We start from the raw sequence: 14,033 nt of genomic DNA on the forward strand, positions 1-14,033 counted from the left end.
GCATTCAACGGATGGGGAAGCGCCATGAGGGAAATCGTCCGCGCCTTGGGCCTGATGAGCGGCACGTCGCTGGACGGCATCGATGCCGCCCTGATCCGCACCGACGGCCGCGACCATGTGGAAACCGGTCCCCACCTGACCCTGCCGTATGAGGCCGGCTTTCGTGATGCCTTGCGCGCCGTCCTGGGCCGGGTGGATGGGGCCGATGTGACGGCGGTGGAGGGCGAACTGACCCGCCTGCATGCCCAGGCGGTGGACCGGCTGCTGGACCAGGCGGGGCTGACGGCAGCGGATGTGGACCTGGTCGGCTTCCACGGCCACACCATCCATCATGCCCCGCACCAGCGGCTGACGCGCCAGATCGGCGACGGCGCCCTGTTGGCGGCCCTGACCGGCATCGCCGTGGTGAATGATTTCCGCAGCGCCGACGTGGCGGCCGGCGGCCAGGGGGCGCCGCTGGTGCCGCTGTTCCACCGGGCGCTGGCGGCCGGCCTGCCCCGGCCGGTGGCGCTGCTGAACATCGGCGGTGTCGCCAACGTCACCTGGCTGGGCGACGATGATGACGCCGTGCTGGGGTTCGACACCGGCCCCGGCAACGCCCTGATCGACGATTGGGTGCGGGCCCGGACGGGGGCGACCTATGACGCCGGCGGGGCGCTGGCGGCCCAGGGCACGGTGGACCCGGTCGCTTTGGACGCGCTGATGGCGCATCCCTATTTCACCACGGCCATCCCGAAATCGCTGGACCGTGACGCCTTCGATCCGTTGCCGGTGGCGGCATTGTCGCCGGCCGATGGGGCGGCGACGCTGACCCATTTCACCGCCGCCGCCGTGGCCGCCGCCGTGGCCCACCTGCCGCAGGCGCCGCGTACCTGGCTGGCCTGTGGCGGCGGGCGGCACAACGGCGCCCTGATGCGGGCCCTGTCCGACCGGCTGGGCGTGGCCGTGGGCAATGTCGATGATTTGGGCTGGTCGGGCGACGCGCTGGAGGCCCAGGCCTTCGCCTACCTGGCGGTTAGGTCCCGCCGGGGCCTGCCGCTGTCGCTGCCCGGCACCACCGGCGTGCCGGCGCCGCAGACCGGGGGACGCTTCCACCAGCCGACGCGCAACGCCGCGTAAATGAACTTCAATCCCTAGCCACTGGCAGGGTGGCCTCAGCCGCGATGGCCTGGTTCAGGCGGTCGATCAGGGCGTTCGGTATGGATTGGGTGCACATCACGCGGCCCGGCTGGTTGGGGCCGGCATCGGGCGCGGGGATGATGCGCAAATCCGCCTGGGCGACGTTCCCGTCCGACAGCATGCGACCCAGCGAGGCGCGGTTGACGAGGGCGTAATCCACGCGCCCCTTCTGCACCATGGCCAGCAATGTGCTTTGCCCGCCGCGCACGCGCTCGCGGTTGGGGGCGTCGGTGGGCGTCTGACCCTCCGCATGGGGCGGCAGGAAGGGCTGCACGTAACGCTCATCCACCCAGGTGCCGTCGGAAAAGCCGAAGATCAGGTCCGGCCGGGGCAGCAGGGTGCCCAGTGTCGGTTCGGCACCCAGGCGGGTGTCGCCGGCGCGGACCACCAGCACCCAGTCGGGCGGGGGCCCCAGCGGTTCGGTGAACTTGAAACGGTGGGCGCGTTCCGGCGTCAGGGCCCAGTTCACGGCGCACAGCGGTTGCCGGCCGGCGTCCAGGTCGGCCAGTACCCGCCGGCGGGCCCAGGGCTCCTGCCAGGACAATGTCAAACCGGCCCGCGCGGCGATTCGGTTCATCGCGACCGCCAGCGTGCCGCCGGGCTGGTGGGTATCGCGATCCCAGGTCAGCAGCGGCGGCTGTTCGGCGAAGATCATCACCAGGGTGGTCGACGCCCCGGGGCTGGACAGGGTGGGGGCCGCGTCCTGCGCCCACGCAGGGGGCATGAACAGGCAGAAAATAAAAAGCCCCACGGCCCAGGACACCCAGGTCCCGGGCCGGCGGCTTCGGGGGTGGTTTGCCGGAACGCCGTTATTCGGCGGCAAGCGTCTTGCCCAGGTTGGCATCCAGATAGGTGCCCAACACTTCGTTCAACGCGTCGGAACGGTCGTTGAAGAAGTGGTTGGCGCCTTCGACCTTCTTGAAGTCGATCTTGATGTCGCGCTGGTTGGACAGCTTGTTGACCAGCTTGGTCACGGCCGCGTCCGGCACCAGTTCGTCCTTGTCGCCATGGACGATCAGGCCGGAGGAGGGGCAGGGCGCCAGGAAGCTGAAGTCGAACATGTTGGCGGGCGGTGCTACCGACACGAAGCCGTCGATTTCCGGCCGGCGCATCAGCAACTGCATGCCGATCCATGCCCCGAAGGAAAAGCCGCCGATCCAGCAGGCCGCGGCATTGGGGTTGTAGGTCTGCAGCCAGTCCAGCGCGGATGCCGCATCCGACAACTCGCCTTCGCCCCGGTCATAGGTGCCTTGGCTGCGGCCCACGCCCCGGAAATTGAAGCGCAGGCAGGAGAAGCCGCGCTGGGCGAAGGCGTGGAACAAGGTGTAGACCACCTTGTTGTTCATGGTGCCGCCGTACTGCGGGTGCGGGTGCAGCAGCAGAGCAATCGGGGCGTTGGTCGTCTTGCCGTGAAGATAACGCCCTTCCAACCGGCCAGCCGGTCCATTGATGATGACTTCAGGCATCGTGCTCCGGTTCCGCTGCTGTCTGGGGGCATGGGGCCTCATGGATACGGTCCACAAGGATGGGAAACGGCCTGGTCAGGACCGTCGGCATGGGCTTCGCTTGACCCGGCAGGCAGGCGATCTTATATCGCAAGGCTGGGCCTCCTGGAGCCGTGTACAGACGCATCGAACAATCTGACCCCCCGTTTTCCGGGATGGCCAGGCTGCGCCGATGGCAGAAAGACCATTCCGGGCGCGATTTATACCACAGCGAGCGCATCGGTGTTCAAGCGTCTTCAAGAAGAGATCGAGGGTATTAAGGCCCGCGACCCGGCGGCGCGCTCCACTTTGGAGATTTTGCTGTGCTATCCGGGGCTGCACGCGGTGCTGCTGTACCGGGTCGCGAACCATTGCTGGCGCCATGGCTGGCTGACGCTGGGCCGATTCATCTCGCACATCGCCCGCATGGGCACCGGCATCGAAATCCATCCCGGCGCCACCATCGGCGACGGCTTTTTCATCGACCATGGCATGGGCGTGGTGATCGGTGAAACGGCGGAAATCGGCCGCAATGTCCACCTCTACCACGCCGTCACCCTTGGCGGCACCTCGCTCAGCAAGGGCAAGCGCCACCCCACCGTGGGTGACAACGTCATCATCGGCGCCGGGGCCAAGATCCTGGGTGCCGTCACTGTTGGATCCGGCGCCCGCATCGGCGCGAACGCGGTGGTGGTGGCCGATGTGGCGCCGGGCGCCACCATGGTGGGCATCCCCGCCAAGGCGGTGACGTCCAAGGCCAAGACGGAAAAGGATCAGTTCCTGGCCTACGGTACCCCCTGCAACAACGTGCCCGATCCCGTGGTGCGTGCCCTGCAGGCCCTGACCGACCAGGTCAGCACCCTCAGCCGCCGGCTGGAGGAACTGGAACAGGCGGCCCCGCCCATCGCCTTGGTTCCCCCCGTCCTGGCCGCCCGAGGGGCGGAGGATGATTGCGGCCCGGCCGGCTGGCCGCCCTATTGACCCGTCTGGGGGGATTTCCCATGAACGCCGTCTATCTCGACCATAACGGCACCTGTCCGCCGCGCGCCGAAGCGGTGGCGGCCATGGTGGCGGTGTTGTCCCTGCCGGGCAATCCATCCTCCGTCCATGCCCAGGGGCGTGAGGCGCGCCGCCGGGTGGAGGTGGCGCGGCGCCAGGTGGCGGCCCTGGTCGGGTTGCCCCCGGCCACGCTGGTCTTCACCGGTGGCGGGACCGAGGCCAACGCCCTGGCGCTGAACAGCGCCGGTGATCGTGCGGTGATCACCAGTGCCATTGAGCACGCCAGCGTGCTGGAGGCGACACCAGGTGCCGTCCGCTGCCCCGTCACGACCGATGGCGCCATCGACCTGGCGGCGCTGGATGCCCTGCTGGCGCAGGCCGGCGCGCCTGCGTTCATTTCCATCATGGCGGTGAATAATGAGACGGGCGTGATCCAACCGGTGGCCGAGGTGGCCGCCCTGGCCCGGCGTCATGGTGCCCTGTTCCATTGCGACGCCAGCCAGGCGGTGGGCCGTCTGGCGCTGGATTGGGCCGCCATCGCGCCCGATTACCTGGCCTTTTCCGCCCACAAGATCGGCGGGCCCCAGGGCGTGGGTGCCCTGTTCGTGCGCGACGGCGTGCCGTTGGCGCCGCTGCTGCGCGGGGGTGGGCAGGAACGGCGCCGCCGCGCCGGCACTGAGAACGTGGCCGGCATTGTCGGGTTCGGGGCGGCGGCGGCGTGTGACGTCGCGGCTTTCGCGACCCTGGCGATTTTGCGCGACCGCCTGGAACGGGAACTGGCGGCTGTGGCGCCTGACCTGATGGTGGCCGGTGCGGGTGCCGCGCGCGTGGCCAACACCAGTTGCCTGGTCGCCCCCGGCTGGCGGGGCGAAACCCAGGTCATGGCGCTGGACCTGGCGGGCGTGGCGGTCAGCAGCGGTTCTGCCTGTTCCAGTGGCAAGGTCGCGGCCTCGCACGTGCTGGCGGCCATGGGGCTGGGGCCGGACCTGGCGGGGGCCGCCATCCGCGTCAGCCTGGGCTGGTCGACGACGCCGAAGGACGTGGACCGCTTCATCGCCGCCTGGACCGACCTGTACCGCCGCCGGCCGAATCCAGCTTCGCCACCAGCTCAGCAAGCCCTATCCCATCCGGATGTGCGGTCTGTCATTTCACAATCGGCCGTCCAGCAGTAGGGTGGCCACTGGATTTGGGATTGGGACACAGGGGTTTCTGGGCGCATGGCTGACGGTGTGGGCGGGGGCGGGACCCCGGGGGACAATCCGGGTCCGGTGCCGGACGGCATGGGGGCGTGCTGGTCTTGCGGCAGGCCGGTGTCCGGCAGGGCGCTGTTTTGCCACAACTGCGGTGCCATTCAGCCGCCGGCGGATTTGGATGCCTTTGTCCGCCTGAACCTGGAACGCCGCTTCGATGTGGAACGGGCGGTGCTGGACCGGCAGTTGGCCGGATTCAACCGCATCCTTTCCTCGGAAAGACTGAAGGACCGCAGCGCCGAGGAACAGGCCCTGGCCGAGCGGCATCGCGTGGCGGTGGCGCAGGCCTATGCCACCTTGCGCGACCCGGCCTCCCGCGCCCGCCACCTGCTGCACCTGATCCAGCCCGAGGGTGACCTGCCGGGTACCGTGGGCAAGGGCCCGGAGGATGCCGACATGGCCGACCTGGCGGCCCAGGTGGCGGCCCTGCATGGCGTGGCACCGGTGGATGAGGACACGTTGGAACAGGTGACGCTGGCCGTCATCGGCGCCATTGCCGGCACCTTGATCGACCTGTCCGCCGCCTTCCACTCCGGCAACCTGGCCGCCGTGCCCCCCCTGGCGGAACGTTTGACCCTGTGCCAGACCCTGGGGGAGGCGCTGGGCGCCGTCACCCCGCCCGAAGCGGCCAACGATTCACAGGAATAGAACGGCGGGCAGGGCGGCTTTGAGTTTTTGGTGGCTTTGGTGCCCTGGCATCCGCCGGGGCGGCGGGGCTATCATCGCGGGCGGCGGCGCTTTTCCGCCGATGCTGTCGAGCAGGTGCGGCACATGCATGACGCCTTATCCCCGTCCACCCTGTCTGCCAACGTCTTGCCCACCACCGTTCCGCACAGGCTCATCGACCGCCTGCGCCGGTTGATCGCGCCTGAGCGCAGCGACCGTGCCGATTCGCATCTGGCGGTGGCCTTATGCCTGGTGGCCGGCATGACCAACGCGGGTGGTTTCCTGGCGGTGGGGCAGTACACCTCGCACATGTCGGGCGTGGTCTCGTCCCTGGCGGATAATCTGGTGCTGGGCGCCCTGGGGCTGTTCGGTGCAGGGCTGGCGGCCCTGTGCGCCTTCATGGCCGGGGCCGCCTGTTCCGCCATCCTGATCAACTGGGGCCGGCGCCACCACAACGCCAGCCAATATGCCCTGCCCCTGTCGTTGGAAGGGCTGCTGCTGCTGGCGTTCGGCTTTCTCGGGGCATGGCGCCTGCACCTGCCGTGGTTCCTGGCGGTGGCCGTGCCCCTGTTGTGCTTCATCATGGGGTTGCAGAACGCCATCATCACCAAGTTGTCGCGCGCCCGCATCCGCACCACCCACATGACGGGCATGGTCACCGATATCGGCATCGAACTGGGCAAGCTGATCTACTGGCACCGCCACGCTGTGGCGGGCGAGAGCGGGGCACCCGACCGGGTGCGGGCCGACCTGCCCAAGCTGCGCCTGCTGTCCTGCCTGGTGGGCGCTTTTTTCGGCGGCGGGGTGGCCGGCGCCCTCGGCTTCAAGATCATCGGTTTTTCCGTGACCGTGCCCCTGGCCGCCCTGCTGTTCCTGCTGGCGGCGGTACCCCTGGCCGACGATCTGCGCGGAAAGAGGTCTTAATCTTAGACGTGTTCCCTCAGGCGGCGGGCGGCCACATCCGTGGCCTTGCCTTATCCTCGGTTTCCAGTCCGCTTACGCTCCCCAGAAACCTCCGGCGCCCCCGTCGGGGGCTAGCGGCATGAGGTATGGCCTCATGCCGCGTGTTGTTGTCAGGGCGTGCCGGGTGCCGGCATGACGTGCACCTCCAGCCCCGACGGATAGTCGGGCGACCGGTAGATGCGTTCCCGCGCCGCCTTGAAATCCTCCGGCTTGGCCTGGGGGATGTTGACGAAGGTTTGGGGGTTGCGGTCGACCAGGGGGAACCAGCTGCTCTGGATCTGCACCATGATGCGGTGGCTGCGGCGGAAGGTGTGGTTGATGTCGGCCAGGGCGTAGCGGATGGGCGTCACCTGGTCCGGCACCATGGGTTCCGGTTTCTCAAAACCATTGCGGAACTTGCCCCGCAGCGGGTCGCCACGCACCAGTTGCTGATAGCCTTCCATGTCCACGCTGGGCGGCGGCACGTCGGCCTTGGGATCGGACGCCCCTTCCCCGCCCGGCACCGGCGGCAACTCATCAGGATAGACGTCGATCAGCTTCACCACCCAGTCGCTGTCGGTGCCGGAGGTGGAGACGAACAGTTTGGGCGACACCGGCCCCACCAGCGTCACGTCGTTTTCCAGGGGTGCGGTCTGATAGACCAGCACATCCGGGCGCGTGGTGGCGAAGCGCTGGTCGGCCACCATGTATTCCTTGGGCACGTCGGTGGTGACGTAGCCGACATAGGGCACCGGGTGGGCCGGGTCGCTGATGTATTCGTCGAACTTGGCGGGTGCCGTCGCCGGCGCCGTCCAGCCCAGGCCGCCGTCCGGCAACAGATACAGGGTGCGGGTCTGGGCCTGCTTGGGCGGCCATGAGGGATATTGGCGCCAGACATTGGTGCCGGTCTCGAACACCGTGGCCTTGGCCAGCTTCGCGTCCGGGGCGCCCTTCAGATGCTGTTCGAAGAAGGGGAACAGGATGTTCTTCCGGTAATAGTCGCCGGTGTCGGCCGCGAAATCCACCGCCCCCAACTTGTGCCCATAGGTCCGGGCCCAGCCACCGTGCACCCACGGGCCGATCACCAGGTTGTTGGGCGTGCCGGGGTTTTGCGCCTCGATGGCGTTATAGGTGGTGAAGGGGCCGTGCAGATCCTCCGCATCGAACCAGCCGCCCACGGTCAGCACGGCGGCCTTGATGTTCTTCAGGTGTGGGGCGATGGCGCGCGGCTTCCAGTAATCATCGTAGGTGGGATGGTCCACCATCTCATGCCAGCCAACGGGATCGCCGTTGGCCAGCAGGTCGCCCATCTGGTCCAGATTGCCCTGCTTCAGATAGAAGTCGTAGCCGTCGGCGGTGCCGAAATCATAGTCGGACCAGCCGCGCGGTTCCGGCGTGGGGTTCTTCTGCGCCTTGAAGGCGGCATAGAAGGCGAAGTTGGCCGCCAGCATGTAGGCGCCACCATGATAGGCGTCGTCGCCCAGGTACAGGTCGGTCACCGGCGCCTGGGGGGAGGCCGCCTTGATGGCCGGATGGCTGTCGACGATGCTGGCCGAGGTGAAGAAGCCTGGGTAGCTGATGCCCCAGATGCCGACCTTGCCGTTGTTGCCGGGCACGTTCTTCAGCAGCCAATCAACGCTGTCGTGCATGTCGCTGCTGTCGTCCACGTCATTCTTCGACTTCTTGTCGTCGATATGCGGCCGCGTCTCCATCCACTTGCCGCCGGACATGAAGCGGCCGCGCACGTCCTGGAAAACGAAGATGTACCCGGCGCGGTCGAAGTCCGGCGAAGGGCCCAGTTGCTTGGGATAGGACTCCGCACCGTACAGGCTTTCTCGCCCCACCCGCGCGCCCGAGCCATAGGGCGTGCGCACCATCAGGAAGGGGTAAGTCTTGGACTGGTCCTTGGGCACGTAGACGACGGTGAACAGGTCCACCCCGTCCCGCATGGCGATGCGGTATTCGTACTTGGTGTAATGCTCCTGAACGCTGAACGGCTTGTCCTGGCCCGCAGTGCCGCTTTGGGCCAGCGCCACCGGTGCCGTCATGGACCCCGTGAGCGCCAGGCCTGCCAAGCCCACCCCAAGGATGCCCGCCGCCGCGACGATGTGCCGGGCACGTAAGCGCCGGCCTGTTTCCCTTTTCCCCATGCCCCGTCCATCCCTTGAGCCGAACCGGCCGCGCGCCCAAAGGGTGCCGCAGCGTTGTTGGCATCCAAGCTAAGTCATTCGGGGATCGGGGCGAAAGGGGGAACCGGCGCATGCTCCGGCGGTGATGTCAGCAGCGGTGGTGGGCCCAGAACAGGGCGACCGCCTCATCGGCCACGCGCATGGCGTCCGCCTGGCCCCCGCCACTGGCCAGCACGCGTGGCCAGTGCAGCGGCTCCGCGATCAGGCCCAGGAACTGCTGCGCCGCCAATGCCGGGTCGGGACAAGTGATCAGGCCGGCCGTGGCCAGATGGTCCAGGCAAGCATCGATGCGGTCCAGCATTGGCCGGCGCCCCAGGCGGGCGTAGTCCTCCGCGATCTGGGGCTGGTTGCGGGATTCGGCGATGACCAGACGCACCAATGCCACGTGGTCGGCCCGCGCCAATCGTGCCGCCAGGATGTGGGCCAGCGCGCGCAGCGGACGAGCGGGATCGTCCGCCGTCGGTGGGGGCAGGGCGACGGCTTCCGAAAGTCCGGTTTCCAATGCCGCCCATTCCCGCGCCAGCATGGCGCGGAAGATGGCGTCTTTGCCGCCGAACTGGTTGTACAGCGTCCGCCGCGCCAGTCCCGCCAGGGCGGCTAAATCATCCATGCTGACGCTTTCGTACCCCCGCCCCAGGAACAGGGTGCGGGCGGCATCCAGGGTCGCTTCGCGGCTCAGAAACAAGGCGTGGGTGGTTTGGTTTGGCATCAGCCATCTATGCATTAATAAGTGCATAAAGTACACTGCATGGTGCAGTGTTAAATTCATATGAAAATAACATCATATAATCAATTGACTGCTGGAATCAGCAACCGTTGTCGGTATCGGGTGCTTCGCCATTCTGGCGGGGGATCCGCAATTCAGTCGCCAACGCCGCGTCGCTGCTGCAATAGGGGATCCTGGTTTTCCAGCTGCGGATGCGGTGGAAGGCGTCGGCGGTATCGCCGACCGCGTCCTCCGCGTCGGTCCGGTTGCTGACCAGCTGATAGACGTCGATGGTGGTCGGCGCCGGATCGGGCACGGAATCCTGCATCGTCCGGGTGGCGATCAGCATCAGGGTCTGGGCCTGGCCATTGATATTGCCGTGCGCGAACATCACGGACCGCAAGGCATCCTCGCCGGTATGGGGACTGTCGCGGACGATTTCCGCCACGCCCGGCGGCTTCTCCGCCTCGGTCGCCACCAGATTCCATTCGCCGCGCGCGGGGTCGGCGCCGTCGCCCTTGGGCACCATCATCACCATAAAGGTGTTGTGGCCCCAGGCATTGCCGTTGTCCCGCCAGGCCTGGACGATTACGGCGGCGCGGCCGTCGGCGCTGAAGTCCCGGATGTGGTTGACGCCCAGATGCAGCGCAATGGGCGCCAGGCCGGTGATGCCGGCCGGGCCCTGACCGCCGCCGCCGGATTTGGCGGCCGGTGCCGCGGCGTGGGCGGTGACGGCGCTGGTGATGGCGAGCGCCAGGCCGAGGCGGGCAAGATTGGCAGGGGATAGCGGGCGCATCGGGGCCTTGGGGGCTGGGTATGGAAGGGCCCGCCCAGTATCCAAACACCGCCGGGGCCATACAAGCGACATCGCCGGCGCGCATGCCGCCGCTCTTAAGACGGCATCTTTACAAGCGCGATTGCGCCCTCTACCAAGACAGGCTGTTCCGGCCGGTGCCCGCAGCGCCCGCCGGCCAAATCACGACCTATTGGCCAACCCCTATCAGAGTGACGCAGTGCCATGCCCAAGATGACGTTCGTTGAGACCGATGGAACCCGCCGCGAGGTGGATGCGCCGCTGGGTCTATCGATCCTGGAGGTCGCCCGTCGGCATAACATCGATCTGGAAGGCGCCTGCGAGGGTTCGCTGGCCTGCTCCACCTGCCATGTCGTCGTGGCGCCGGAATGGTACGACCTGCTGCCCGACGCCAAGGAAGATGAAGAGGACATGCTGGACCTGGCTTTCGGCCTGACCAAGACCTCGCGCCTTGGTTGCCAGATCCGCATTTCCGGGGAATTGGACGGCCTGGTCGTCATGCTGCCGGGCGCCAAGTAAGGGCCACTGCCCCCCATCATCCCAAACACAGGCCGGCCTTGCGGGACTGACCGCCGGGCCGCGCTTGCGCTTGAGCTCATCTTGGCCCATATGCGGGGCCATGAATTCGCTTGGCTTCGATAAGGCGCCGGCCGACACCCGCGTGGTGGTCGCCATGTCCGGCGGGGTGGACAGTTCCGTGACCGCGGCCCTCTTGAAGGAAGAGGGCTACGACGTGGTGGGCGTCACCCTGCAACTCTACGACCACGGCATGGCCGTCGGGCGCAAGGGGGCCTGCTGTGCCGGCCAGGACATTTACGACGCGTCGCGGGTGGCCGAGACCATCGGCATCCCCCATTACGTCCTGGATTATGAGAACCGCTTCTCCGACGCGGTGATGCAGGATTTCGCCGACAGCTACCTGCGCGGCGAAACGCCCATCCCCTGCGTGCGCTGCAACCAGCGGGTCAAGTTCCGCGATCTGCTGGACCAGGCGCGCGACCTGGGGGCGGAGGCGCTGGCCACCGGCCATTATGTGCGCCGGGTGCAGGGTGCCGCCGGCGCCGAACTGCACCGCGCCGCCGACCCGGCCAAGGACCAGAGCTATTTCCTGTTCGCCACCACCCAGGCGCAGCTGGACTTCCTGCGTTTCCCCCTGGGCGGCATGCCCAAGACGGAAACCCGGGCGCTGGCCGAGCGCTACAACCTGCCGGTGGCGGACAAGCCCGACAGCCAGGACATCTGCTTCGTGCCCAACGGCTCCTACGCGGCGGTGGTGAACCGCCTGCGCCCCGGGGCGGTGACGGCGGGCGACATCGTCCATGTCGACGGCCGTGTGCTGGGCCGGCATGAGGGCGTGATCAACTACACCGTGGGACAGCGCAAGGGCCTGGGCCTGGGCGGCAACGCCACGCTGGCGGAAGCGGGGGCCGATACCGACCCGCTGTATGTCGTGCGCGTAGACGCCGCATCCGCCCAGGTGGTGGTGGGGCCGCGTGCGGCCCTGGCCCGCAGCCGGGTGACGGTGCGTGAGGTCAACTGGCTGGGCGGTGCGGCCCCGGCCGATGGCGTGCCCGTGACGGTCAAGTTGCGCTCCGCCCAGCCGGCCCTGGCCGCCCACCTCCTCCTGGGGGCGGTCGGCGATGCCGTCCTGGAGTTGGACCAGCCGCAGTTCGGCGTGGCGCCGGGCCAGGCGGCCGTCTTCTACCAGGGTGACCGCGTCCTGGGCGGCGGCTGGATCGTGGGCGCCGCCTGAACCGACCCCTCGCCGCGCGTGTTGGTGTGTTAGCCCGCGTGTCGGTGTGTTAAGTTGGGCAACCTTGCATTGCTGAGGTTGCTTTCCATGGAACCTAGCCGTCCCAGCCAAACAGCCCTGACCATGGCCACCCTGAGGGCGGCGCACCAGTTGCTGGATCAACCGCCCATCTTCATTGATCCGCTGGCCCTGCCCATTTTGGGGCCGGGAAAGGAAGAGGAGTTGCGGGCCCAGGCGGAAGCCCTGAAGGCGCCAGGCCCGCGTATCCTGCGGGCCACGTCGGCGGTTCGTAACCGCTATGCCGAGGACGCGCTGGCGGTGGCCGTGGCGGGCGGTGTGGATCAATACGTGCTGCTGGGCGCCGGCCTCGATACTTTCGCCTACCGCAATCCCCACGCCGGATTGGGTGTGATCGAGGTGGACCACCCGGCGACCCAGGCGTGGAAGCGGGAACTGCTGACGGCGGCCGGCATCGCGATCCCGTCCAGCCTGGCTTTCGCGGCCGTGGATTTCGAGATGGATACCTTGGCCGACGGTCTCACGCGCGCCGGCTTCGCCTGGGACCGGCCCGCCCTGTTCGCTCTACTGGGTGTCAGCATGTATCTGACGGTCGACGCGCTGACGGACGTGCTGCGGCTGGTCGGGGGCCTGCCGACCGGCAGTGGTGTCATTCTTGACTACATCCTGCCGCCGGAACATTTGACCGAGTGGTTGCGTGCCCCCTTCCAGGCACTGACTGATCGTGTCGCCGCGCAGGGGGAGCCCTGGCGCACCCTGTTCACGCCCGACACCTTGACGCCTCATCTGGAGGCTGCCGGCTTGGTGGTGGCGGAGGATGTGGGCCCGGCAGAGTTGAACCCCCGCTATTTCACCGGCCGGGACGATGCCCTGGCGTTGGTGGGGGTCAGCCGGCTGGTCCATGCCCAGGTCGCGCCCACCACGGCGTAGGACCTACGCTTTCGCCCGGCCGTGGTGCCACTGATACGGATATGCCGTAGGGCCGGGCGTCCTAGCCGGACGGTTCAATCATAAGGAGGTATCGCCAGGACCGATGCCCGCGCGCATAGTTGGGGCCACCACATTCGGCATGCGGAACAAGGGCTTGTGGCCCGCTGTCCGATTATCCGGCCAGCTTCCGCAGGGCGCCCACGTCCCGGGACGGATTCCCCATCCGCGCCCCTGCCGATCATTCGGGGAGGATTCGATGCTGCGTAGCGTCTCCATCGCGTGCCTGGCGGCCCTGGTGCTGGCCGGTTGTTCCATGCCCAAGCCTGTGTCCAACGTCTCGGCGGAGGATCTGGCCGGCACCGGCTGGGAGCTGCAGCACTGGCAGCAGCGTAACGGCGCGGCTTATCCGCTAATCCCCGGCGGCAACGGCGGGCCGGTCAGCATCCGCTTCAGCCGCGATGGGGCCGCCAACATCATGTCGGGCAACGCCGGCTGCAACCGCTATCGCGGCGGCTACACCCTGGGCGGCGGCTATCTGCAGGTCATGCCGGCGGCCACCACCCGCATGGCCTGCCTGTCGCCGGAACGGGCCAAGCTGGAACAGGATTATCTGAGGGTCCTGACCGACGCCACGACCCTGACCCGCGACCGCGACCCGCAACGCGACCTGGATACCCTGACCCTGGCCAGCAGCGATGGCGATGAGTTGCTGTTCGTCCGCACGTTAAGCGGCGAGGCGCCGGAACCCGCCTCGGTGGGCAACACCGTGGGCAGCGGCACGCCGGGGCAGTAAGCGGCCGCCGCGCCAGAAACAACAAACCCCCGGGGGCCGATGGGCCGCCGGGGGTTCGGTATTTTGGTAGCAGCGGAGGGATTTGAACCCCCGACCAAGGGATTATGATTCCCCTGCTCTACCACTGAGCTACGCTGCCATAGACCACCGCCGGGCAAGCCGGCGTTGGTGAGGGCCGTCATGTAGGACAATCGCCCCCGGGCTGTCAAGGCCCTCGCCGGGGGCGCTGCGCGATTTTCTGGCATGCTTTGGTGGTGCCAGGTAGCGGGGAAGGGCCGCCAACGATACAGTGGCGCCCGCCAACCATTCG

13 protein-coding genes, 1 tRNA gene and 1 pseudogene are annotated in these 14,033 nt (G+C 67.8%); 9 read left to right on the top strand and 6 right to left on the bottom strand.

Features of this window, described 5'->3' with window-relative positions; genetic code table 11:
• The first annotated feature begins 24 nt into the window (after nt 1-24).
• A complete protein-coding gene (locus PW843_02900) occupies nt 25-1,119 on the top strand; it encodes an anhydro-N-acetylmuramic acid kinase (GenBank protein ID MDE1145556.1) in 1,095 nt (364 codons plus the stop codon).
• Nucleotides 1,120-1,126: 7 nt separating this feature from the next.
• On the opposite strand, the gene PW843_02905 is transcribed toward PW843_02900, so the two are convergent.
• Nucleotides 1,127-1,930: a hypothetical protein gene (locus tag PW843_02905; protein ID MDE1145557.1), complete on the bottom strand. Its 804-nt coding sequence runs from the start codon at nt 1,928-1,930 to the stop codon at nt 1,127-1,129.
• Between the two features lie 58 nt (nt 1,931-1,988).
• Nucleotides 1,989-2,645: an alpha/beta hydrolase gene (locus PW843_02910; GenBank protein MDE1145558.1), complete on the bottom strand. Its 657-nt coding sequence runs from the start codon at nt 2,643-2,645 to the stop codon at nt 1,989-1,991.
• 261 nt (nt 2,646-2,906) lie between these two features.
• On the opposite strand from PW843_02910, the gene cysE reads away from it, so the two are divergent.
• The 4 genes and pseudogenes from cysE (at nt 2,907) to PW843_02930 (ending at nt 6,487) form a co-directional block, all read left to right on the top strand.
• On the top strand, nt 2,907-3,644 hold the full coding sequence (cysE, locus tag PW843_02915) for a serine O-acetyltransferase (protein ID MDE1145559.1): 738 nt from the start codon (nt 2,907-2,909) through the stop codon (nt 3,642-3,644).
• A gap of 20 nt (nt 3,645-3,664) precedes the next feature.
• Nucleotides 3,665-4,834: an aminotransferase class V-fold PLP-dependent enzyme gene (locus tag PW843_02920; protein ID MDE1145560.1), complete on the top strand. Its 1,170-nt coding sequence runs from the start codon at nt 3,665-3,667 to the stop codon at nt 4,832-4,834.
• Between the two features lie 195 nt (nt 4,835-5,029).
• Nucleotides 5,030-5,560 carry a hypothetical protein gene (locus PW843_02925; GenBank protein ID MDE1145561.1) on the top strand — a complete coding sequence of 177 codons (531 nt, stop codon included), beginning with the start codon at nt 5,030-5,032 and terminating at the stop codon, nt 5,558-5,560.
• A gap of 165 nt (nt 5,561-5,725) precedes the next feature.
• Nucleotides 5,726-6,487 (top strand): annotated as a pseudogene (locus PW843_02930) (YoaK family protein).
• A 164-nt stretch (nt 6,488-6,651) separates the two neighbouring features.
• On the opposite strand, the gene PW843_02935 reads toward PW843_02930, so the two are convergent.
• The 3 genes from PW843_02935 to PW843_02945 form a co-directional block, all read right to left on the bottom strand.
• Nucleotides 6,652-8,670 (bottom strand): CocE/NonD family hydrolase, encoded by a 2,019-nt coding sequence (locus tag PW843_02935; GenBank protein MDE1145562.1) that lies wholly within the window; start codon nt 8,668-8,670, stop codon nt 6,652-6,654.
• 127 nt (nt 8,671-8,797) lie between these two features.
• Nucleotides 8,798-9,418 carry a TetR/AcrR family transcriptional regulator gene (locus PW843_02940; GenBank protein ID MDE1145563.1) on the bottom strand — a complete coding sequence of 207 codons (621 nt, stop codon included), beginning with the start codon at nt 9,416-9,418 and terminating at the stop codon, nt 8,798-8,800.
• Nucleotides 9,419-9,515: 97 nt separating this feature from the next.
• A complete protein-coding gene (locus PW843_02945) occupies nt 9,516-10,211 on the bottom strand; it encodes a hypothetical protein (protein MDE1145564.1) in 696 nt (231 codons plus the stop codon).
• Nucleotides 10,212-10,433: 222 nt separating this feature from the next.
• On the opposite strand from PW843_02945, the gene PW843_02950 reads away from it, so the two are divergent.
• The 4 genes from PW843_02950 (at nt 10,434) to PW843_02965 (ending at nt 13,723) form a co-directional block, all read left to right on the top strand.
• Nucleotides 10,434-10,748 (top strand): ferredoxin family 2Fe-2S iron-sulfur cluster binding protein, encoded by a 315-nt coding sequence (locus tag PW843_02950; GenBank protein MDE1145565.1) that lies wholly within the window; start codon nt 10,434-10,436, stop codon nt 10,746-10,748.
• Nucleotides 10,749-10,848: 100 nt separating this feature from the next.
• Nucleotides 10,849-11,982, top strand: a complete 1,134-nt coding sequence (gene mnmA, locus PW843_02955) for a tRNA 2-thiouridine(34) synthase MnmA (GenBank protein ID MDE1145566.1) — start codon at nt 10,849-10,851, stop codon at nt 11,980-11,982.
• An 87-nt stretch (nt 11,983-12,069) separates the two neighbouring features.
• Nucleotides 12,070-12,930: a class I SAM-dependent methyltransferase gene (locus PW843_02960; GenBank protein ID MDE1145567.1), complete on the top strand. Its 861-nt coding sequence runs from the start codon at nt 12,070-12,072 to the stop codon at nt 12,928-12,930.
• A 256-nt stretch (nt 12,931-13,186) separates the two neighbouring features.
• The gene (locus tag PW843_02965; protein ID MDE1145568.1) at nt 13,187-13,723 is read left to right on the top strand and encodes an META domain-containing protein; all 537 of its coding nucleotides are present in this window, start codon (nt 13,187-13,189) and stop codon (nt 13,721-13,723) included.
• Nucleotides 13,724-13,787: 64 nt separating this feature from the next.
• Here the strand turns inward: PW843_02965 and PW843_02970 are convergent.
• Nucleotides 13,788-13,862 (bottom strand) — tRNA-Met (locus PW843_02970).
• Nucleotides 13,863-14,033: the final 171 nt, after the last annotated feature.

The sequence above is a fragment of the Azospirillaceae bacterium genome, from assembly GCA_028283825.1.
In the GTDB taxonomy this organism is placed as follows: Bacteria; Pseudomonadota; Alphaproteobacteria; order Azospirillales; family Azospirillaceae; genus Nitrospirillum.

Coding starts and splice junctions, on each gene's coding strand:
- PW843_02900 (MDE1145556.1), top strand. CDS start 25: ATGAGGGAAATCGTCCGCGCCTTGGGCCTGATGAGCGGCACGTCGCTG.
- PW843_02910 (MDE1145558.1), bottom strand. CDS start 2,645: ATGCCTGAAGTCATCATCAATGGACCGGCTGGCCGGTTGGAAGGGCGT.
- PW843_02920 (MDE1145560.1), top strand. CDS start 3,665: ATGAACGCCGTCTATCTCGACCATAACGGCACCTGTCCGCCGCGCGCC.
- PW843_02935 (MDE1145562.1), bottom strand. CDS start 8,670: ATGGGGAAAAGGGAAACAGGCCGGCGCTTACGTGCCCGGCACATCGTC.
- PW843_02940 (MDE1145563.1), bottom strand. CDS start 9,418: ATGCCAAACCAAACCACCCACGCCTTGTTTCTGAGCCGCGAAGCGACC.
- PW843_02945 (MDE1145564.1), bottom strand. CDS start 10,211: ATGCGCCCGCTATCCCCTGCCAATCTTGCCCGCCTCGGCCTGGCGCTC.
- PW843_02950 (MDE1145565.1), top strand. CDS start 10,434: ATGCCCAAGATGACGTTCGTTGAGACCGATGGAACCCGCCGCGAGGTG.
- mnmA (MDE1145566.1), top strand. CDS start 10,849: ATGAATTCGCTTGGCTTCGATAAGGCGCCGGCCGACACCCGCGTGGTG.
- PW843_02960 (MDE1145567.1), top strand. CDS start 12,070: ATGGAACCTAGCCGTCCCAGCCAAACAGCCCTGACCATGGCCACCCTG.
- PW843_02965 (MDE1145568.1), top strand. CDS start 13,187: ATGCTGCGTAGCGTCTCCATCGCGTGCCTGGCGGCCCTGGTGCTGGCC.